This is a genomic window from Flavobacterium ginsenosidimutans (assembly GCF_003254625.1).
Taxonomy (GTDB): Bacteria; Bacteroidota; Bacteroidia; order Flavobacteriales; family Flavobacteriaceae; genus Flavobacterium; species Flavobacterium ginsenosidimutans.
This window is the reverse complement of the sequence record NZ_QJRJ01000082.1, coordinates 442,068-462,844: the sequence shown is the minus strand read 5'-3', so window position 1 is coordinate 462,844 and position 20,777 is coordinate 442,068. Positions and strand designations below refer to the sequence as shown.

The following is a 20,777-nucleotide window of genomic DNA, read 5'->3' as shown; positions in this document are numbered from 1 at the left end:
AAAGATTAATAACCTGGATTTTGTTTGTACAATCCCTGACTGAAATTAATTTGCTTCAACGGAATTGGGCAATATTCTTCTTTATGCGCATCAAAAAAAGCATCCTGATAATAAGTACGTTTTGTTTTTTCTTTAGCATAAAAATCATTCATCACCTGATCTGTAATTCCCCAACGGACAAGGTCAAAGAATCGGCTTCCTTCCATTGCCAATTCTAAACGACGTTCCCAACGCAACGCTTTACGGGCAAAATCCTGCGTCCAGTTGCAATTGCTTCCGTCCACATAAGTATTGATTTTGAAATTACTCACATAAGGCAGTCGTCCTGTACTTTGTGCGGCTCTTTCTCTGATTTCATTGATCAACGGCAAAGCTTCAGATTGTCTTCCTAATTCAATCAAAGCTTCGGCACGCATCAAAATCACATCAGCATAACGAATCTGAATTCTATTTTTAGAATTTCCGTAAAACGGATCAATATTTACAACACAGCTGCAATTTGGAGCAACGTTTTCTTTTAATGAAGCAAAATAACCATACGTTCCCGGAGATCTTACCCAAGCTTCAACATATAGAAATTCTGGATCATATTTGTAAGGCAGACCTGGCATTGCAACGGTATGATACAATCTAGGATCAACTGTATTTGCATCTATATTTTTATAATCAAAATCTTCGTTGTTGTACGTGTCAAACTCAGGCAAACCATTTGCTCCTGTTTTAAAAGCATTCACCAAGTTTTGACTTGGTTTATGAAAATCGCAACAACCTAAACCTTGTGGCGTAGAAAGAACATCTGAAAAATTTAATCTTCCGTATAAAGTTCCGTCATTATCAGAAAACTGAATTGAGAAAATAGATTCTGCTCCGTTTTCGTAAGTTCCCGGCAGGAAGTTGTTTGCAAAATCAGGCTCCAAACTTGCTTTTCCAATTACGTTATCTGTTGCCACGATTACTTCCTGCAGATGCTGCTGGTTTATTCCTGTAACTTTGAATGTTTCATCCTGTGTGTACGCTTGGTACAATCTTGTTTTTGCCAAATAAGCATAAGCTGCTTTTTTAGTTGCACGCCCCACTTGTGGCTGTGTATCTGGCAAATTATCGGCTGCAGCCTGAAAATCTTCAGCAATTTTATTCCAAAGTTCTTCGTTTGAAAGTGCTTTGTTTGAAATCGTTTTATAATCTTCAACCGGAACATCTTCGGTAATATAAGGCACATTTCTGAACATGATTTTCAGCATAAAATAGAAATGTCCTCTTAAAAAATGCATTTCTGCCATTCTTGTTTTCTTCAATGGATAATCGGCTTCTGAGATTTGTTCCAAAGCTTTCAACGCTTTATTGGCTCTTGAAACACCCACATAACTGATGTACCAGAAACTGTCCAACTCTCCAAAATCTGGACGGATATTATTTGAAACTTCAAAAAAATGAAAATCTTGGATATCATTTGTACCGCTTCCGCCTTTATAAGCATCATCTGAACGAACATTACCAAACGGCCATAAACTGTAAGGAGAATCGTAATGATCATTGCCTAACTGTGCATAAGCCGCATTCATAAATCCTTCAACCGACTGCGGTGTTACAATATCTTCTTCAGACAACACACCACGCGGATCATTTTCTAAAAAATCGGAACAGGAAGCGAATAAACCCATCACTGCAAATCCTGCTATATATAATATTTTTTTCATTTTTAAATCTTTTATTATAAAGTAAAATTAAGACCTGCCGTAAAAGTTGTTGGCTGTGGATATCCAAAACCTGCATTTTCAGGATCAACTCCTGTGAAGCTTTTCGCATCAAAAATCAATAAATTTTGACCGCTGATATAAAACCTGAAACTTTCCATGCTTAGTTTTTTCAATAAATCTTTTGGCAGACTGTAGCCAAACTGTAAAACTCTAAGTTTAAGATAACTTCCGTTTTCTACATAATATATTGAAAATCTAGATTCCGCATTTCTGTCAACTGTTGTCAGTGCCGGAATAGTTGAATTTGGATTATCCAAAGACCAGGCATTCAGTAAACGAGTTCCTTTATTTGATCCTACGTCATCAACACTCCAAAAATCAGTCTGATATTTTGTGTTGTTAATCACATCAACGTCAGTTGCACCTTCCCAAAAAGTAGTAAAATCAAAGTTTTTATAAGACAAGTTTAAATTGATTCCGTACAACAATCCCGGATTTGGATTTCCGATCCACGTGCGGTCTTTATCTGTAATTGTTCCGTCGCCATTTAAGTCTTTGTAACGAATTCTTCCAAGGCCTTTTCCTTCCTGAATTGCAGAGTTGTCTACCTGATCCTGACTTGTAAACAATCCGTCAGTAACATAACCGTACATCGAATTAATTGGACGTCCTAAAATATTATCATCCAATCCGTCGCCTCCGTAGTTGTTTTTTACTTCATCCGGTAATTGTGTAATCTTATTTTTGTTTGCCGAAATGTTTCCGGAAATATCATATTTCAATCCAAATGAAGTTTCATCATGATAGCCTAAAGAAAACTCCCAACCTTTGTTTTCCATAGAAGCACCGTTTACCCAACGGTTTCCTCCTTCGCCAATAACTCCTAAATAAGGTGGTAATACCAAAATATCATCTGTTTTCTTGATATAATAATCTATAGAGCCGCTTAATTTTTGTTTGAATAAACCAAAGTCCAAACCAATGTTGGTCTGCGTCGTAGTTTCCCATTTCAAATCATCATTTCCGGATTGCGTTGCAATAAAACCAGAAGGAAGCAATCCGTTCCCGTTTCCTGCAATATCGTAAGCTGTTCCAAAAGACGTTGCCCAAGTTGGACTTCCGCCTGCATAACTTGCCAGATAAAGCGAATAAACAGCCGTATTACTGATTTCCTGATTTCCGGTTTGTCCCCATCCTGCCCTTAATTTCAAGTCTGAAAAAACAGGAGCATTATTTTTAATGAAATTTTCGTTGCTGATTCTCCATCCCGCTGAAACTGCCGGGAATGTTCCGAATTGATTGTTTTTTCCAAAACGAGAAGAACCATCACGACGAATTGTAGCCGAAACCAAATAGCGATTATCAAACTCGTAATCTGCTTTTCCAAAATAAGAAAGCAAAGAATATACGGTCGAAGTTCCGCTTGTAAAAGATTCTCCCGTTCCTGCATCCGGATACATATAATCTGGCGTTTCGATCAAAAAGTCATTTTTACGTAATGTATTTGTATCGTAAGTATCTTTATACATCTCCGTTCCCGCCATTAAATTCAGATTGCTTTTTCCAAAGTTTAAGCTGTAAATTGCTGTATTCGTCCAAGTCCATTTATCGCTGATCGATTGGTCGATTGTAACAGACGTTTGATCATTTTGCAGATAACCTGATTTATAGCTTCTTTGTAACGTGCGTTTTTTGTAAAAACCATAATCCATTCCGAAACTGGTTTTGATATGCAGATTTTTAATGATTTCCAAATCCGCGTAAGCGTTACCAAAAAGGCGCAAATAATCGTATTTGTTGTCTTTATTATATTCTAAGAGACGAACTGGATTTTGTCTGTCGTTCATTCCTCCAACCGGTCCTCCCCAACCAATTCCGTCAACAGTATGAACCGGAATAATTGGTAAAGCTCTAAGAGCAGGATCTAACACGCCCGGATCTGTTACTTCGTTCGTACGGTTTAAACTGAAGTTTTCTCCGATAACTAATTTGCCATCAAAATATTTATAAGAACTGTTCATTCTCGCAGAAATTCTTTCGAAATCTGTTGTTTTTACAACACCTTCATTTCCATAATAACCTAACGAGAAAACATAATTTCCTTTATCAGAAGCATTCGATACAGACAAATCATAAGAATTGGCAACTCCAGTTTGAGAAATTGCATCATACCAATCTGTATTTGAAGCTTTAATGGTTTGTTGCGCATCAAGATATTCCGGAACCAAAACTTTGTTCAATTGCGGTTTGTTGTTATTAACCGACCAGTCAAATTGATAACGCAAATTGTTATTATTCGGATTTAAACCGTCGTTAATATTTGCCTGCCAAAGTGCCTGCCCAAACTGGTTTGCATTTAACACATCTAACTTTCTTGAATAATCAGAAAAGGAAGCATAGGTACTGAAATTGATTCTCATTTTACCTTCTTTTCCTTTTTTGGTTGTAATGATAATGACACCGTTTGAAGCTCGGGAACCGTAAATACTTGCCGAAGAAGCATCTTTCAAAACCTGAATGGTTTCAATATCATTAGGGTTTAATTCATGCATTCCGGATTTTGTCGGCATTCCGTCAATTACATAAAGCGGATCTGTATTGTTCAGCGTCCCCACGCCACGAATCACCACTTTTGTATTTCCTCCACTTGGCGAACCATCCGACGATACTTTTACTCCTGCAATTCTTCCTTGTAAAGCTTTGATCGGGTTTGGCTCTGGCTGTTTCATGACTTCCTTCATGTTTACAACGGCAACCGCTCCCGTAATATCCGTTTTCTTTTGTTTTGAATATCCTGTTACAACAACTTCATTCAATTGATTGTTGTCGACTTTTAGCGTTATATTGATTGTTTTTTGCCCTTTAACAGAAATCGATTGCGGGGCATATCCTATAAAAGAAACTACAATTACAGCATCTGAAGCGACATTTGGAAAGGAAAAATTCCCGTCAAAATCGGTTACCGAACTGGTATTTGTTCCTGAAATAATTACTGTCGCTCCAGGAAGCGGCATTCCGTCATCAGACGAAATTACCGTTCCTTTAATTCCGTTTTCCTGCGCCGTCATCATCAGCATTGGAAAAAAGAAAAATAGAAAATAAAAAATCTTATTTCTCATAAATTTTGGTTTGATTAAGGTTATTTTAATAGTTAGTTATCTTTTACTGCCATTCCCTAGCAGTTTTTTATTTTGCAAATAGATGCAACTAGACTGAAAGAGATTATCCTTCTTACGGTTGTACGATATGTTTTTGGATTGAATTAGAAAAATTCTATTCGATTTTCTTATTGCTTTTTATTGATGTCCAATACTTGAATAATCCCATTTTTTATTTCTATTTTCTGCTTTGAAGAAATAGTAAGGGCTGAAAATGGTTTGTTTAGGAAAAAGATTTCCGTCATTACTTTTTCGCCATTATTGTAGAATATTTCGATTGACGTTTTATCCAGAATAATTTTAAAAGCGGCACTTTTTTGGCTTCCTTCCAAAAATGCTTTGCTTACTGGTAAAGCAAACTTATCTGAGAAATCAGTTATACCAGCTTTAGAACGATCAATAAATAAGTAATTTTCTTTATTGTTTAAACCAAAACTTAAAGATTCTCCATTTGCATTAGAAAGTGTAAAAGTGTAATCTTCCTGCTTTAAGTTTTTTAAGTCTAAACTAACAATTGCCTGAGTAAGGTCAATTTTACCATTTTCTATTAAACTTAAAGTTCCCTTACCGTTTGCACTTTTTGTTTTAATTGTTTTAGAAACATAATTATTGATTTCATTTACGGGTGTGCTAACCAAATTATAATGGTTTCCTTTTTTAACCAGCTTCAACTCACGCGGAATCGTCGTACTGCTTCTCCATGTCGTTGTCGGAACCTGTTGTGCATATTCCCAGTTTGACATCCATCCGATGAACAATCTTCTTCCGTCTGAAGTTGGAACATTATTCCACGTCACTCCGGCATAATTATCTTTTCCATAATCTGCCCAGACTGCTTTTTCATTATTTACTCTTTCAGCAAAAGTAGTGTCCATTGTAAATGTTTTTCCGTCAAAATCTCCAACAAAATATTGAACTCCGGAACCTCCGTTTGGCCCACCTGGATTAAGGTTTACAATTAAAACCCATTTTGTTTCTTTTGTTCCTTCTACTTTTATTTCGAAGAAATCAGGACATTCCCAAACACCACCATGAGCACCAATATTTTTTCCAAATTCAGATGCAAATTCCCAGTCTTTCAGATTCGATGATTTGTAAAAATGAATTCGATCCTGTGCTGCCAAAGCCATAATCCATTGCTTATGAGTTTCATCCCAAGATACTTTTGGATCTCTAAAATCTCTAATTCCAGGGTTTTTCACGACAGGATTTCCTTCCTCAAATTTCTGCCATGTAAAACCGTTATCATTAGAAAAAGCAATATCCTGCTGTTCCACATCAATTTTGCCTGCTTTTTCCTTTGTCATATCATGCAACGTGTAAATTGCAACAATTGGTGCGGTTTTTCCAGTTCCTAAACCAGATGTATTGTGTGTGTCGACAACAGCACTTCCTGAAAAAATATATTTGTCTTTATCTGGGTAAAGCGCAATAGGCAGTTCTTCCCATTTAATTAAATCTTTAGAGATGGCATGTCCCCAATGCATTGGTCCCCATGTATTTCCATCAGGATAATGCTGATAAAACAAATGATAATAGCCATTGGCGAAGAACATTCCGTTAGGATCGTTCATCCAGCCTTTTTTTGGCGTAAAATGAAAATGTGGGCGATACATTTGTTCTTCCACTGTGTTCGATACAGTTACGGCAGCAGTTTGTGCAGTTGCAGAAGACGGTTTTAATCCTACTATCGACAGTAAGGCAGCACTATAAAGAGCTAACGGCAGATGTTTCTTTGATTTCATTTTTGTGGTTATTTTTTTTAGTTAGTGTTTCGCTTAAAGCTTCTAAAGAGATTCCTTTTGTTTCCGGCATCAGAAAAATCACAAACAACAGTTGCAACACCATCATCAATGTAAAAATAAGGAATACAACTTCGGGTCCGATTTCTGAAAATAACATTGGAATTAAAGACGGAATAATTGCCGCTAGAACCCAATGTACTGAACTTCCAAATGCCTGTCCGGATGCTCGAATATGATTTGGGAATATTTCTGAAATAAAAACCCAAATGACCGCGCCCTGACCAATTGCATGAGAAGCAATAAAAAGGAAAAGGAAAATAGGAACCGACAAACCTCCCCAATTGTAATAAAAAGAAGCCGATACTAGTCCGAGTGAAATAATATATCCAACAGAACCAATGTACATTAACAACTTTCTTCCTAATTTGTCAATTAATGCCACACCAATTAAGGTGAAAATAAGATTTGTAACTCCAATTCCGATACTGCTTAACAATGCTGTATTTTGTCCTAAGCCAGCTTCTTCAAAAATTCTTGGCGCATAATAAAGAAATGCATTGATTCCCGAAAACTGATTAAAAAAGGCAATTAAAAAAGCCAAAATCAATGGGAAACGATATTTCTTCATGAAAATATTCTCGTGTTTAGTAACACCGTTTTCACGCGAATCGTCGAATAAATCAGAAATATTTGCAGACGGATCAATTGTATACAAAACTTTACGGGCTTCTTCGTCACGATTTTTAGACAAAAGCCATCTTGGACTTTCAGGAATTGTCAAAATAAAAAGAATGTAAATCAGAGAAGGAATTGCCTGAACACCAATCATCCATCTCCAGGCATTTTCGCCAATGTCTTTTAAAAAGTAATTAGAGATAAAAGCAATTAAAATTCCTAATACAATATTGAACTGATACAAAGCTACCAATCTTCCTCTTTTGTCTGCCGGAGCAATTTCTGATACATAGGCCGGAGCAGCAATAGTAGAAGCGCCAACCCCTAAACCACCAACAAATCTGAAGGCAGCAAAAACAAACGGATCATTTGCAAAAGCGGCACCAATTGCCGAAACAAAGTATAAAATACCAATCCAGAACAACGTTTTTTTACGTCCTATTTTATTAGTTGGAATTCCTCCAAAGATTGCACCAACTACAGTTCCCCATAATGCCATTGCCATAACAACTGAACCATGAAAGGCATCTGACGAGTGCCACAGAAGCTGTAATTGTTTATCAGCTCCAGAAATAACTACGGTATCAAAACCGAAAAGAAAACCTGCCAGTGCAGCAGTAACAGACCAAATCAATATCTTATTCATTGTACATGTATTAAAAACTTGTTGCTAAGATATCTGCAAAAAAAACAACTTATTTTTAATGATGTTACAATTTATTTCTATAAATATTGACAGTTTAGCATTTTAAACTCAAAACCTTTATTTACAAGGTTTTACGCAAATTAAAAAACTTTTACGAAAACCTTGTAGTTTCGATTTTGTTACATAACCTTCAAAATTGATACTTTAAAAGAAACAATTTTAAAGACAAATTAGCTGGACGTTTTATATTCTTTAGGAGAAATTCCAAATTTATTCTTAAAAGCTGTAGAAAAATAGTTTGGAGAAGAGAAACCTAACGAGTAGGCAATTTCAGAAATATTCATTTCATTTGACTTCAAAAGCTCTGCTGCTTTCTCTAATTTGACATTATTAATATGATCGCTAATATTAATTCCGATAATTGCTTTCACTTTTCTATACAGCTGAACTCTCGAAACGCCCAATTTATCCGCCAAATCTTCAACTGAAAACTTTGGATTCTCGACATTCTTTTTAATAATATCATTCATTTTAGTAATAAAACTCTGTTCCTGATTTCCAAATTTAGATTCAGGTTCAACTCTGTAAATATTGTTGGTGTAATAATAGCGTAGTTTTTCTCTGTTGAAAAGCAAACTCGATAAAGATTGTTTTAGAATTGAAAGGCTAAAAGGTTTTGTCAAATACTGGTCTACTCCACTCTGAAGCCCTTTTAAAACAGATTCTTTATTACTTTGCGCCGTTAGAATTATAATTGGAATGTGTGAAGAACGAAGGTCTTTCTTTAGTTCTTTGCTGATTTCGTAACCATCTTTGTCTACCAAATTAATATCGCAGATAATAACATCCGGAATAATTTCCAACGCTTTTTCAATAGCATCGCTTCCGTCAGAATTATAAACTACATATTCATTAGAAAGTTTTGCTTTTAGAAAATTAACTAAATCTACATTGTCTTCTATAATTAGCAACGAATGTTTTTCAGCATCTGAAATCGTATTGGATTCTTTTAAATCGGGTTCTATGTTTAAATTATCTGTAATTAAATTCGGAATACTGGTTAGGCTTTCTACTTTCTGAATAATTTCACCAGGCTGCAAATGACTATTTCCTTTTAATAAAGTAATCACAAATTCGCTGCCTTGTTTAGATTTTAACTCGATAGTTCCCTGATGCAAAAGCACAAACTCTTTGGATAAATGCAAACCAATTCCGGAGCTGTTTTTATTATTATTTGAAGCCCTGAAAAATGGATCAAAAACATTTGAAAGCTCATCGTCAGGAATTCCTATTCCGGAATCTTTAAAATGAATCTTTACCGTATTGTCCTGATTTTCGACAATTGAAATACTAATTTTACCATTATCCGGCGTAAATTTAAAAGCATTTGATAATAGATTGAAATACACTTTGTCCATTAATCCGCGGTCAATAAACAATTCCAGATTTTTGTTTTTACAGCTTAACTGAAAATCAATATTTCTTCGAGCGGCTTCACCTTTAAAGTTTGCCATGACTTCATTTGTGAAATCGTAAATTTTTGTATTCGAAGTTCTCAGCGTAAATTTTTGCTCTTCAATTTTCCTGAAATCCAATAATTGATTGATCAAACGAAGTAATCTGTTTGAGTTTTTATGAATCAATTTTACTTCATCTATTAATGCAGTTCCTTTAATTTTATCATTTTCGATTAAAGACTCCACGTAACTCATTATTAGAGTAATAGGCGTTTTAAACTCGTGCGAAAGTCCGGTGAAGAAATTCAGTTTTGCTTCATTGCTTTTAGCTGCAATCTGAGCCATTTCCTGAATTTCATTATTCTGGTCAATTACCGTTTGATTGATTCTTTCCAGTTGTTTTTTCTTTCTTGAAATAGAAATAGTCGAATAAATACTGTAAATCGTTAAGCTCAAAATAATTACAAGAAAAAAACTAAGCAATCTTACCAAATTATTCTGCGAAGCATATTCTCTTTCCTGAACTTTAATAGCCCCTTGCTGCGACTCGATTACCAACTGCTGCTGATCGACTTTATCCATTTGGTTTTCGATAATTTCAGCATTGTTTTTATCAATAACAATCGTATTTAGGATGTTGTTTCTGGAAATCGATTCTTTGTTGTACATTTTTAATGCCAGTTTTAAAGCTTCGTTTCCTCCGGTTGGATATAAAATTGTTCCATCAAGCACACCACTTTTTACCAGCTCAATTCCCCCATTTACTGAGTTTAAAGCATCAACACCAATAAACTTTATTTTCTTTTCAAGCCCCAGGGTTTTAGCAGTTTCCCAAGCACTTAAAGCCATTCTGTCGTTATGAGCGAAAATATATTCAACATTCGGATTTTGCAGAAGAATTGCTTTCAAAGGCGCTTTAACGGATTCTTTTTCCCAGTCACCCTGAATGGTGTTGACAATCTTAAAACGCTTATTCTCGTTGATAATCTGATTGAAACCAAGTGTTCTTTCGTAAGCCGGAGATGATCCGCTGGCACCTGTAATTTCTATAACATTACCAGAACCTTTACTGTGCGAGATAATGTAACGGCCGGCGATTCGTCCAATTTCAATATTATCAGCTCCGAGATAAGCTGTGTAGCTTTCTCCTTCAATTTTTCGATCAACAACAAGAACGGGAATTCCAGCTTTAATGGATTTTTCGACAACTGCCGTTAAAGGTTTTGATTGAATTGGCGATACAATAATAACATCTACTCTATTAGAAATAAAACGCTCGATATCTTCGATTTGTTTATCGACATTATTATTGGCGTCTTTGATTGTCAAATCGACTTCAGGTCGCAAAGAAGCTTCAATTTTTATTGAACTGTTCATTTGCTTGCGCCAATCGTCGGTCGTCATCGCCTGTGAGAAACCAACTCTAATTTTGTCTCCCTGTTTTTGTTTACAGGATATTAAACTTAAAGATGCCAAAATGAGCATCAAAATATATTTTACAAATTGATACATGAAATTTTGAGTTATGTAAATAAAAAATAAGCATTTAAAATGCATTCTTTAATCGCGTTTGTCTAAATAATTAGGAAGGATTATTTTTTAAATGACAAACAGGAAAAGGTGTATAGTTTAAAAAGTAAAATTAAACTTTTATTTCACGTACACAAATGAGCAAACAATATATCTGATGCGAAATAATAAAAATACTAATATTCATTTAATCAATTTAGAAATCAAATAGATTTTCCCATGAATCCCGACGGAACATCTAAACCAAATTTACAAAGCCAATGGAAGACAGACATTACATATAGTACGCCAATTTCTTCAAATCATCCAAAAAAGATGTTGTAATTTGTTCTGTCCTTGTCACTACTAAAAAACGCTAAAACTGAAGTTTGTTAGGAATTTTTATTTGTAATCTTTTATTATACATTTACGCAACTGTCACAAAGTGCAAACCGTTAGTTAGAATCCAATAAAAAATCAAAAAAATATGAAATCCATTCAATCAATCACTTTTATTTTATTATTTATAACACAATTAGGCTTTGCACAAAGTAAGAAAGAAAAATTAGAACAACTTTTTGAATTTTACAATCAACAGAATCTATTTAACGGTTCTGTTTTTATTTCTGAAAAAGGAGAAACTTTATTAAGTAAAGGTTATGGATTATCAAATGTAGATTTAAAAAAGGAAAATAACGCTAACAGCATTTTTCAAATATATTCCATTACAAAAACTTTTACAGCAACGGTAATTTTAAAATTAGTAGAAGAAAACAAACTTTCATTACAGGATAAACTTTCAAAGTTCTATCCAGATTATCCCGATGCAAGTACTATTTCAATTGAAAGTTTATTAACCCATACCTCTGGAGTTTATGACTATACCAGAGGAAATGACATGAAAGACCAAACGGAAAAATCATTTATTGAATTTCAAAAAACAAAACCTTTGGATTTTCCAGCTGGAACTGATTGGAGTTATTCTAACTCGGGATATTATTTTCTAGGCTATGTAATTCAAAAAGTTACTGGAATAAGTTACGAAAAAGCAGTTGAAAAATACATATTTAAACCATTGAAAATGAAGCAAAGTGGTTTTGCTTTTAAAAATCTAAAAAGTGAAAATAAAACCATTGGCTATGAGATTTTTTCTGAAAAAGAACAAAAACCATCGATTGTTTATGATCCACCTATGCCTTTTGCAGCTGGTGGAATATACTCAACTGTTGAAGATTTAAACAAATATTATAATGGACTAAAAAATTACAAAATTATCTCCAAACAAAGTTTAGAAAAAGCATACACACCTTTCAAAAAAAATTATGGTTATGGTTGGATTACAATGCCAATGTTTAAAAAAATGACAGTTGGTCATAGTGGTTATGGAGCCGGTTTTTGTAGCAATTTTGTTCAAATTCCCGAAGATGATATCTGCATTATACTGCTTACAAATACAGAAAGAGGTTTAAACACTGCCACTTATGCTATTATGAAAACTTTGTATAATTTATATGATAAAGATTACAAAATTCCAGTTGTAGCCAACGTAAGCTCAGAAACTTTAAAGCAATATGTGGGAGCTTATCAAGTAGAAGACAATTTTGTAGTTTACCTTACAGTTGAAAACAATAAATTAAAATTGCAAAGTGGAAACGGGCCCACAACTATTCTATATCCTGTAAAAGAAAATTTATTTTTTGCTGAAGAATTAATGGGCGATGTAATTTTTGAAAGAAACGAGGCTTCACAAATAGAGTCATTAAGTTTTCATGCAGGAAATCAACTAAAAAAAGCAACAAAAATATTTCCTTCTTGGGGAATTGTAGGAACTGCCACAGAAAAAGGCTGGGATGGTCCTGATACAAAACTTTTTGAAACTGAAACAAAAGGAATTTGGACAATTAAAAATGTGACTTTAAAAACAGGAGAGCTTAAATTTCGTTTTAATGACGATTGGACTTTAAATTTTGGAAAAGATATGAGCGACGGAATAATGCCAAAAGGAGATAGTATGGAAATTTTAACAGGCGTTTATGATATTATTTTGGACATAACTGATTACGAAAAACCAAAATACAAAATTTTAAGGAAAAGTTAAAAAACAGCCTACAACAACTAAGAATAATTATCTTATAAATTCACTTAAAAACAAGCCAATTTCTTTAAATTTTGCATAAAATGATTTGGCTTTTGTAACGTAGACGTCACAAAATTTAAAATCCCATATCTATCGAAATGGGATTTTTTTATGTCTTTTTTTATACTATTAACGTACGTAAAGCTCCTAAAACTCCAACTTCGTCTGGTGTTCCTGCTCTTCCGACAGGTGAAATCTCCAGCATTTTGCGATAGCTTTCACCTCTTGGCCCATTTAATTCATCATTAGCAAGAGGCGTCATAATAATACCCGGACTTATAGTATTTATTCTAGCTCCTCTTTTCCCCCAGCGTACTGCCTCCGCTTTTACTCGCAGTGAATTTCCTCTTTTTGATAATTGATAAGCATACAACGAACCATCTACAGCATCGGACTGTAAAAAAGGAAGAGCTAATAATTCCTCTGTAGGCGTAATTGCCAATGCTTTATCTTGCTCGGGCGTTAAAGACGGAAGACGATGCCCAGATTGTGATGCGATTACTGGAGGCGTTGCAATTGGTCTTTTAATAGGATGGCTTTTTATGAAGGCACATAAATATTTACCCACAAATGCCAATGTTGATATTGTCTTATCGCTTCTTACGCCTTACATCATATACATTGCAGCTGAAGAAGTACATAGTTCTGGTGTTTTAGCGGTGGTAAAGCGGTGGTTTGCTTTTATCCAATAACAGACATCGATTTTTGAGCAGCAGATCCCGAATTCAAGGAGTAAATGTATGGGAAAGTCTTTGCTTTATTTTAAACGGATTGGTCTTTATGCTCATTGGATTAGATTTACCTCAAATTACTTCAGGACTAGAAGGTATCAGTATCACAGCAGCAGTTGGATATGGCGTTTTAATTACTTTTGTTTTAATAATAAGCAGGTTATTATCTGCCTACGGCGCTGTCGTCGTCACATTAATTGCCCGTAATTTTATCACGGTTGCTGATACAAGAAATCCCGGATATAAAACTCCTTTTATCCTTGGATGGACTGGCATGAGAGGTGTTGTTTCTCTGGCCGCAGCTTTGTCTATTCCAGTATATTTAGACAATGGGAATGGTTTTCCGCAGCGAAATCTCATCTTGTTTATCACTTTTATAGTGATCCTTTTGACTTTACTGATTCAAGGGTTAACTCTTCCATATTTTATAAAAAAAATAAATCTGCCTGCAATCTACGATCCTCTTTCTCGTGAAGAAGCTAGCATTATTTTGCGAAAAGACCTTTCTGAATATGCCTTGAATTATTTAAGAACCACTTATCAGGATCAGCTAGAAAGTAATATTTCATTGCAGCAGCTCATTCAAAAATGGGAACACCACAGCAAAGGAATTGATGATGAATCGATTGGAAATGAACTCAAAAGCATTTATCTTGATTTAATAAATCTGCAGAGACAATGGCTTATTGATAAAAACAAAGAAGATCAAAGTATAGATGAATCTATCATTAGAAAACAAATGTATTATTTAGATCTTGAAGAAGAAAAAGTAATTCATTTTTAAGATCATATTACACGCGAATATCATACATTAGATCAATAAGCTTTTCTTTAACATATAGCCTATCCGTAAAGATTTTTTATCTCCGACATAACAAAGGTACTTTGGGTACTCCCTATGCTTTCAACTGATCCCAATTTATTAAACACAAAATCTTGATAATGCTTCATGTCTTTGGCGGAAACTTTCATTAAAAAATCATAATCTCCAGAGATATTATAGCATTCCACAACTTCTTCTATTTTCATAATATCACTTACAAACTGATTCCCAATATTACGATCGTGCTGTTTTAGTTTGATATTACAGAAAACGATAAAACCTCTGTTTAGTTTTTCTGCATCCAACAGTGCTATATATTTCTTAATATAACCGCTGTTTTCTAATCTTTTAATACGCTCAAAAACAGGTGATGCCGAAAGATTTACCATCTTTGCCAGTTCTTTCACAGTATATTTAGAATTATCGTGAAGTATATTTAGTAACTGAAGATCAATATCGTCTATTTGTTCCATAGAATATTTTGGTTTAATTTATTTCTAATACAGAATAAAATTCTTCAAATATAACCAAAAACAATACAAAAATCTTATTTTACACAAGTTAAAAACATTACATACTGCAACGTTTATCTTCACAGTTATAAAAATCTAAAAAAATTATTTTATAGCAGGGGCTTTATTTTATTGCCCTTTATCAAAATAAATAAAGGGCAAAGTCATAAAAAAATTACACTTCTTTTCGTCGAGCCATACCCTGAGCGATGATACTAGCGGCAATTAATTGCAAGGCATGGTAAAGCATGAGCGGCAGCAATACGATGCCAGTGATGGTACTGTGCTGAAAAAGTACTTTTGACATTACGGTGCCGTGTACCAATGACTTTTTAGACCCGCAGAACAAGACAGTAATACGGTCTTCATCTGAAAAGCCAAGCAGACGGCTGAGTAGTCCGACACAAAAGAATACCGCAAAAAACAACGCCATCATCCCTGCAGCGAGTCCAGCAAGTTCAAGGGCGGTGAAGCCTTCAAAAAGATGTTCGGAAAATGACTTACAAAACGACGTGTAAATAATCGTTAGAATAACTGCCTGATCGAAATATTTGAGCTGCTTTTTGTATTTTTCGGCAATGGCTCCTAAACGGGAATTGAGGCTTATACCAATGATGACAGGCAGCAAGACTTGAAGAATCAACTTTATGACGATTTGAGTAACATCAAAATCGCCTGTTGCAGAAGCTATAAACAGCCCAACCCAGAGCGGCGTAACCACTACTCCGATCAAACTGGAAATACTCGCATTGAAAATGGCTGCGGGAATGTTTCCCTTAGCGATGGAAACCATGACCACCGAAGAGGAAACTGTGGACGGCAATGCTGCCAGAAAAAATACACCCAGCCAAAGCAATTCGTAGCCGTTATTGACAAACAACGGACGAAATGCCAAAACAATGAGCGGAAAAAATAAAAAGGTGGTCAACTGAACGACAATGTGCATTTTCCAGTTGGAAAGTCCGGCTTTTAGTTTCTCAACACTTAGCCGTAAGCCATAAAACAAAAAAATCAAGGAAACCCCTGCATTGGCAATCTCCTCAAGCGAAACAGGTTCTTTGACCATTCCTGGCTTTGGCAAAAAATAAGCCATCAGAATCATGGCGGCTATCATTAACAGGAAACCGTCGAAACCTGCTTTTTTTAATACTTCTAATAATTTCTTCAATGTGTTTTAAATATTATTTCTCCGTAGAGGCACGGACTCCATTATTAATATATTGAGACTAAATCCCAAGTTCTTTACGTATAATTTCTGCTCCTGCGCTTAAGGCACTTAACTTACCTCTGGCTACGTTTCGAGATAGCGGGGCCATACCGCAGTTTGTAGAAGGGTAAAGATTTTCAGCATCTACAAACTCAAGAGCTTTACGCAGGGTATCAGCGACTTCTTCTGGTGTTTCGATAGTGTTTTTTGCAACATCAATAGCACCAACCATTACTTTTTTACCGCGAACAAGTTCCATTAAATTTAAAGGCACATTGGAGTTGTGACATTCTAAAGACACCACATCAATTTTAGATTTTTGAATTTTCGGAAAAATTTCTTCGTATTGTCGCCACTCAGAACCTAATGTCTTTTTCCAATCAGTATTGGCCTGTATTCCATAACCATAGCAAATATGAACCGCAGTTTGACAGTGTAAACCTTCAATGGCTCTTTCTAATGCTGCCATTCCCCAATCGTTTACTTCATCAAAGAACACATTAAATGCAGGTTCATCAAACTGGATAATATCTACCCCTGCTTCTTGAAGTTCTCTTGCTTCTTCATTGAGTGCTATCGCAAATTCCCACGCCAATTTTTCCCGGCTTTTATAATGGTCGTCGTACAAGGTATCTACCATTGTCAGCGGGCCTGGCAATGCCCATTTTATAGGCTTATTAGTCTGTTTACGTAAAAATTTAGCATCTTCAACAAAAACTGCTTTTTGACGTGCAACCTCTCCTACAACCACTGGAACACTCGCGTCATAACGGTTACGGATTTTTACTGTTTTACGATTTTCAAAATCTACACCGCTTAAATGCTCGATAAAAGTCGTTACAAAATGCTGGCGTGTCTGCTCGCCATCACAAATGATATCGAGATCTGCCAATTGCTGTTCCTGTAGCGAAATACGCAAAGCATCCTGTTTCCCTTCAATTAACTGATCTCCTTCTAATTTCCATGGTGACCAAAGTTTTTCGGGTGGTGCAAGCCAGGCAGGTTTGGGTAAACTTCCAACAATAGAGGTAGGTAATAATAATTTCTTCATAATAGTATAATTTTAAGGCGTTGTAATCAATTAAAGGGTAAAATTAGCAGACCATTGTTCCAAGAGACTTTTGTAAGGCTTAATGAAATGCTCTTCTGCATATTTACCCTGTTCAACAGCCAAACGGCTGCGCTCTTCGCGGTCATAATCCACGCGGGTAAGTGAATAATCTTCGTGTTTAAGACTAGGTTGATAGATTTTCCCAGCCACTGAATTTGCATTGTAAATTTCAGGGCGATAAATCTTCTGAAAAGTCTCCATCGTGCTGATTGAGCTGATTAATCCAAGATCAGTATAATCAGCAAGTAGATCTCCGGAATGATAAAAAGCCATCGGTGCCACACTATTTGCAGGCATGAAAAAACGAACTTTTAAGCCCATTTTAGAGAAATATTCATCAGTGATAGAATACTGATCCTGCAGATACTCAAAACCCAGAACCGGATGCTGATACTCAGTGCGAGTATAAGTTTTGTTGCTCGATACACTCAGGCAAATGATCGGTGACATCTTAAAGTGCTCTTTATAAGTGGCTGAATTGACAAAGCATTTATAAAGTTTTCCGTGCAAATCACCAAAATTTTCAGGAATACAAAAATTAGATTTATTTTTATTGTGCTCGATCAATAAAATACTGAAATCATAATCACGAACATACGAGGAATAATTATTTCCGGCAACTCCTTCGATTTGCTGGCCAGTCTTACGGTCAATAATATTTGTTTTTAAAACTTCAATCATCGGTAGATCGTTACTACCATTCTTATCATCAATATTCATTGTTACTGTAAGGATTTCAAGTTCCACATGGTAACGATCCGCTTTTGGATTATCCAAATGAGCCAATGCATTGAATCGATTGTTAATCATATTTAAGGCATTGCGTAAGTTTTGCTGGCGATTAGCTCCTCTGGCCAAGTTGGCAAAATTGGTTGTCAAACGCGTTTTACTTGAGGGGTGATAATTTTCATCTAAACACGTGCTTTTTAGCGTGAACACAAAATCATTTTGGATTGTATTCTCGTTATTTTCAATATCCTGCTTTTCGCTTATTCTTAAATCTTCTTTTATGTTCGCTTTCATCTGATGACAAGGTTTAGTTTTTTTACCCTGCAAATTTTAAAACAAAAGATTTAATATCCTATTAAACAAAAAAATACAGTTAATTATTCTTTTTTGATACATTTTTAAAGATTATTAATCTTTTTATAAATAAAATATTGAAAGAAAACAGATAATTATTCTTTAGAGAACTAGGATATGACTGATTTGAAGTTTCCCATAGCAATTCAAGCCTCGAAAAACAAAACAAATAAATTTATATTTGCCAAAAATTAAGATAGACATAGCAATGAATTTGATAGAAAATTTAAAATGGCGCTACGCCACAAAAGCTTACAATAACATTAAAGTAACAGAAGAGAAGATCGATCAGATCTTAGAGGCTATAAATCTTTCAGCATCTTCTTGTGGTCTGCAATCTTACCGTGTTTTTGTTGTAAGCAACCCAGAAATCCAAAAAAAATTAGGTGCTGATTCGTATAATAAACAGATTAGCTCTTGCTCTCATTTGTTGGTTTTTGCTGCATTCAATGACATGACTCCGACTTACATTGACAATTACATGGAAATGACAGAAAAGCAAAGAGGTCTTGATGCTGGTGCCTTATCAGGATTTAGAAATGGATTACATTCCTATTTTAGCTCTATTAACGCAGAGCAAAAAGCACTTTGGGCGGCCAAACAGGCTTATATTGCACTAGGAACAGCACTTATTGCCGCGGCAGAATTGAAAGTGGATGCCACTCCTATCGAAGGATTTAATGCTTCTATTATCGATGAGGTTTTGGGTTTGAAAGAGAAAGGGCTACATTCCGCAGTTATCCTTGCTTTAGGATACCGTGATTCGGAAAAAGACTATATGGTAGCTACGAAAAAAGTTCGTTTGCCTATAGATGAAATGATAACGAAAGTCTATTAATATTATTTAGTTTGCTGCCCATAATTTAATTTTTCATTTCATATAATTTATAATTAAATATCTTCCAAATATCAAAAATTAAACTATCCGATTTTTAGAAGATATTTAATGATTTCTTACTGGCTCAATTGTAAAATGTTAAGCGAATGATAATTCTTAAATAAAGAAAACCACTACTAGGTCTCTACGCCAAAAAAGCTTATTTCAACAATATTCTTTCAGTAATAGCTTTATTTGATGAAGCATCAATTCCGGTAACTTCGGCATACTTTACATTTGGCAACCAAAATGAACCTCCTTCAATGCGCACAAATATTTTTTCTACCTGTATTTTTTTCTGATTTACATTTACAAAAACATGATATTTTTGATCTGAATCTATCTTTTTCAAGATTAAGGGCAATTTTTTATACGATACAAATTGAAGTTCAAACTCCTCATTATTCAGGGTTTTACTTTCTATTCCGTATGCAAATTTGCGTTGTATATAATTAAAATCTTTCTTCTCTCCTTTCTCAGCATATCGAATCCAATATGCTTTTATAGGATTGCTTTTGTCTATCCTTCCATTTTCCTGGTAGTTTATGGCATAAATAGCAGTTTGTATTTGGGTCTCGCTGAATGTAAAACAGCATATTATCTATGTTTTTAGGTGTTGGAAAATTTAATGGCGATGGATTTTTGGATTGTGCCGATAGATTTTCAGAAACTATATTTACTAAGATCGTTATAACGATTAGTGATTTTGTAAAATGTTTAAATGATAAGTTATTCATGACGAAATATTTATGCACCCGTTGGGTACAATTATTTTAACACACTTCGACTCCGCTCAGTGCAGGCTAGAAACATAGATTTAGAATGCTTAAAAAAGGCGTTTCACTTGTTTAAATAAACATAGCTATGTGTTAAGGAAACTAGTTTCTTTTTTATATTCTTTTTACGCAACTAAAAACTATCCCGAGGCTTCGGGACTATGTGGTAAAAAAATTATATCAACAAGTTTATTTATATTCTAATTTGATTCGATTGCTTTCTGTTCTTTCTTTATTTTAAAAACCCAATATTTTATCAATGGGTAATTAAATCCATAAGAAACAAAACTATCCGTGATTAATCTTCCGATTCTGTAATCGATTTGAAATACCTTTTGCAAAATAAGTGTACCAAATGATTTTAAGGAAATGCTTCCCAACACGACCAACGCAAATTTAAAAAGCTGACTATTGATGCGGCTGCTATATCCCGATTGATTTTTAAATACCCAAAATCTATTGATGCTAAAATTGATAATGGCGCCAATGGTTCCTGAGATGAGAATAGAGAAACTAAAATGCAGTTTAAATATTTCTGTGAATAAAATCATTAAACCATAATCGGTTAAGCCTCCTACAAATGCCGCAACTTGTGCTCTTAGAAAAGTAAAAATAGCTTTTTTCTTGAACATT

16 protein-coding genes are annotated in these 20,777 nt (G+C 34.8%); 4 read left to right on the top strand and 12 right to left on the bottom strand.

The features are described 5' to 3' along the window. Positions 1-5 precede the first annotated feature (5 nt). The 5 genes from DM444_RS22520 to DM444_RS22500 form a co-directional block, all read right to left on the bottom strand. Complete coding sequence (locus DM444_RS22520) at positions 6-1,697, bottom strand: RagB/SusD family nutrient uptake outer membrane protein (protein WP_111290838.1); 1,692 nt, start codon at positions 1,695-1,697, stop codon at positions 6-8. 14 nt (positions 1,698-1,711) lie between these two features. Beyond that, positions 1,712-4,816 (bottom strand): SusC/RagA family TonB-linked outer membrane protein, encoded by a 3,105-nt coding sequence (locus DM444_RS22515; protein WP_111290837.1) that lies wholly within the window; start codon positions 4,814-4,816, stop codon positions 1,712-1,714. A 167-nt stretch (positions 4,817-4,983) separates the two neighbouring features. Then, the gene (locus DM444_RS22510; protein ID WP_111290835.1) at positions 4,984-6,600 is read right to left on the bottom strand and encodes a glycoside hydrolase family 32 protein; all 1,617 of its coding nucleotides are present in this window, start codon (positions 6,598-6,600) and stop codon (positions 4,984-4,986) included. Beyond that, a complete protein-coding gene (locus DM444_RS22505; protein WP_111290833.1) occupies positions 6,563-7,921 on the bottom strand; it encodes a sugar porter family MFS transporter in 1,359 nt (452 codons plus the stop codon). Before DM444_RS22505 ends, DM444_RS22510 begins: the two co-directional genes overlap by 38 nt. A 230-nt stretch (positions 7,922-8,151) precedes the next feature. Next, entirely contained in the window at positions 8,152-10,890 is a 2,739-nt protein-coding gene (locus DM444_RS22500; RefSeq protein WP_111290831.1) for a substrate-binding domain-containing protein, read from the bottom strand. 484 nt (positions 10,891-11,374) lie between these two features. On the opposite strand from DM444_RS22500, the gene DM444_RS22495 reads away from it, so the two are divergent. Then, on the top strand, positions 11,375-12,985 hold the full coding sequence (locus tag DM444_RS22495) for a serine hydrolase (protein ID WP_111290829.1): 1,611 nt from the start codon (positions 11,375-11,377) through the stop codon (positions 12,983-12,985). A gap of 160 nt (positions 12,986-13,145) precedes the next feature. On the opposite strand, the gene DM444_RS22490 is transcribed toward DM444_RS22495, so the two are convergent. Then, a complete protein-coding gene (locus DM444_RS22490) occupies positions 13,146-13,592 on the bottom strand; it encodes an SDR family oxidoreductase (protein WP_204251711.1) in 447 nt (148 codons plus the stop codon). Between DM444_RS22490 and DM444_RS24010 the strand changes: the two genes are divergently transcribed. Next, a complete protein-coding gene (locus tag DM444_RS24010; protein ID WP_262510517.1) occupies positions 13,567-13,716 on the top strand; it encodes a hypothetical protein in 150 nt (49 codons plus the stop codon). The genes DM444_RS22490 and DM444_RS24010 overlap by 26 nt on opposite strands. 88 nt (positions 13,717-13,804) lie before the next feature. After that, entirely contained in the window at positions 13,805-14,539 is a 735-nt protein-coding gene (locus DM444_RS22485; RefSeq protein ID WP_394364532.1) for a cation:proton antiporter domain-containing protein, read from the top strand. A 59-nt stretch (positions 14,540-14,598) separates the two neighbouring features. On the opposite strand, the gene DM444_RS22480 is transcribed toward DM444_RS22485, so the two are convergent. From DM444_RS22480 to DM444_RS22465, 4 genes are all read right to left on the bottom strand, one after another. Further along, a complete protein-coding gene (locus DM444_RS22480; protein ID WP_095929232.1) occupies positions 14,599-15,051 on the bottom strand; it encodes an Lrp/AsnC family transcriptional regulator in 453 nt (150 codons plus the stop codon). A gap of 214 nt (positions 15,052-15,265) precedes the next feature. After that, positions 15,266-16,258, bottom strand: a complete 993-nt coding sequence (locus DM444_RS22475; RefSeq protein ID WP_111290826.1) for a bile acid:sodium symporter family protein — start codon at positions 16,256-16,258, stop codon at positions 15,266-15,268. A 58-nt stretch (positions 16,259-16,316) separates the two neighbouring features. Continuing rightward, a complete protein-coding gene (locus tag DM444_RS22470; protein WP_111290824.1) occupies positions 16,317-17,348 on the bottom strand; it encodes a methionine synthase in 1,032 nt (343 codons plus the stop codon). A gap of 30 nt (positions 17,349-17,378) precedes the next feature. After that, positions 17,379-18,431 (bottom strand): DUF1852 domain-containing protein, encoded by a 1,053-nt coding sequence (locus tag DM444_RS22465; RefSeq protein ID WP_204251710.1) that lies wholly within the window; start codon positions 18,429-18,431, stop codon positions 17,379-17,381. Positions 18,432-18,699: 268 nt separating this feature from the next. Between DM444_RS22465 and DM444_RS22460 the strand changes: the two genes are divergently transcribed. Beyond that, a complete protein-coding gene (locus DM444_RS22460) occupies positions 18,700-19,329 on the top strand; it encodes a nitroreductase family protein (RefSeq protein ID WP_111290822.1) in 630 nt (209 codons plus the stop codon). Positions 19,330-19,528: 199 nt separating this feature from the next. On the opposite strand, the gene DM444_RS23945 is transcribed toward DM444_RS22460, so the two are convergent. Continuing rightward, positions 19,529-19,873, bottom strand: a complete 345-nt coding sequence (locus DM444_RS23945; RefSeq protein ID WP_239455783.1) for a DUF4833 domain-containing protein — start codon at positions 19,871-19,873, stop codon at positions 19,529-19,531. Between the two features lie 471 nt (positions 19,874-20,344). Continuing rightward, entirely contained in the window at positions 20,345-20,776 is a 432-nt protein-coding gene (locus DM444_RS22450) for a GtrA family protein (protein ID WP_111290820.1), read from the bottom strand. Position 20,777: the final 1 nt, after the last annotated feature.

Bases quoted from the DNA above. Each gene is read 5' to 3' on its own strand.
- DM444_RS22485 (WP_394364532.1), top strand. From the start codon at position 13,805: ATGCTCATTGGATTAGATTTACCTCAAATTACTTCAGGACTAGAAGGT.
- DM444_RS22510 (WP_111290835.1), bottom strand. From the start codon at position 6,600: ATGAAATCAAAGAAACATCTGCCGTTAGCTCTTTATAGTGCTGCCTTA.
- DM444_RS22515 (WP_111290837.1), bottom strand. From the start codon at position 4,816: ATGAGAAATAAGATTTTTTATTTTCTATTTTTCTTTTTTCCAATGCTG.
- DM444_RS22520 (WP_111290838.1), bottom strand. From the start codon at position 1,697: ATGAAAAAAATATTATATATAGCAGGATTTGCAGTGATGGGTTTATTC.
- DM444_RS24010 (WP_262510517.1), top strand. From the start codon at position 13,567: ATGAAGGCACATAAATATTTACCCACAAATGCCAATGTTGATATTGTC.
- DM444_RS22465 (WP_204251710.1), bottom strand. From the start codon at position 18,431: ATGAAAGCGAACATAAAAGAAGATTTAAGAATAAGCGAAAAGCAGGAT.
- DM444_RS22450 (WP_111290820.1), bottom strand. From the start codon at position 20,776: ATGTTCAAGAAAAAAGCTATTTTTACTTTTCTAAGAGCACAAGTTGCG.
- DM444_RS22500 (WP_111290831.1), bottom strand. From the start codon at position 10,890: ATGTATCAATTTGTAAAATATATTTTGATGCTCATTTTGGCATCTTTA.
- DM444_RS22470 (WP_111290824.1), bottom strand. From the start codon at position 17,348: ATGAAGAAATTATTATTACCTACCTCTATTGTTGGAAGTTTACCCAAA.
- DM444_RS22480 (WP_095929232.1), bottom strand. From the start codon at position 15,051: ATGGAACAAATAGACGATATTGATCTTCAGTTACTAAATATACTTCAC.
- DM444_RS22505 (WP_111290833.1), bottom strand. From the start codon at position 7,921: ATGAATAAGATATTGATTTGGTCTGTTACTGCTGCACTGGCAGGTTTT.
- DM444_RS22495 (WP_111290829.1), top strand. From the start codon at position 11,375: ATGAAATCCATTCAATCAATCACTTTTATTTTATTATTTATAACACAA.
- DM444_RS22460 (WP_111290822.1), top strand. From the start codon at position 18,700: ATGAATTTGATAGAAAATTTAAAATGGCGCTACGCCACAAAAGCTTAC.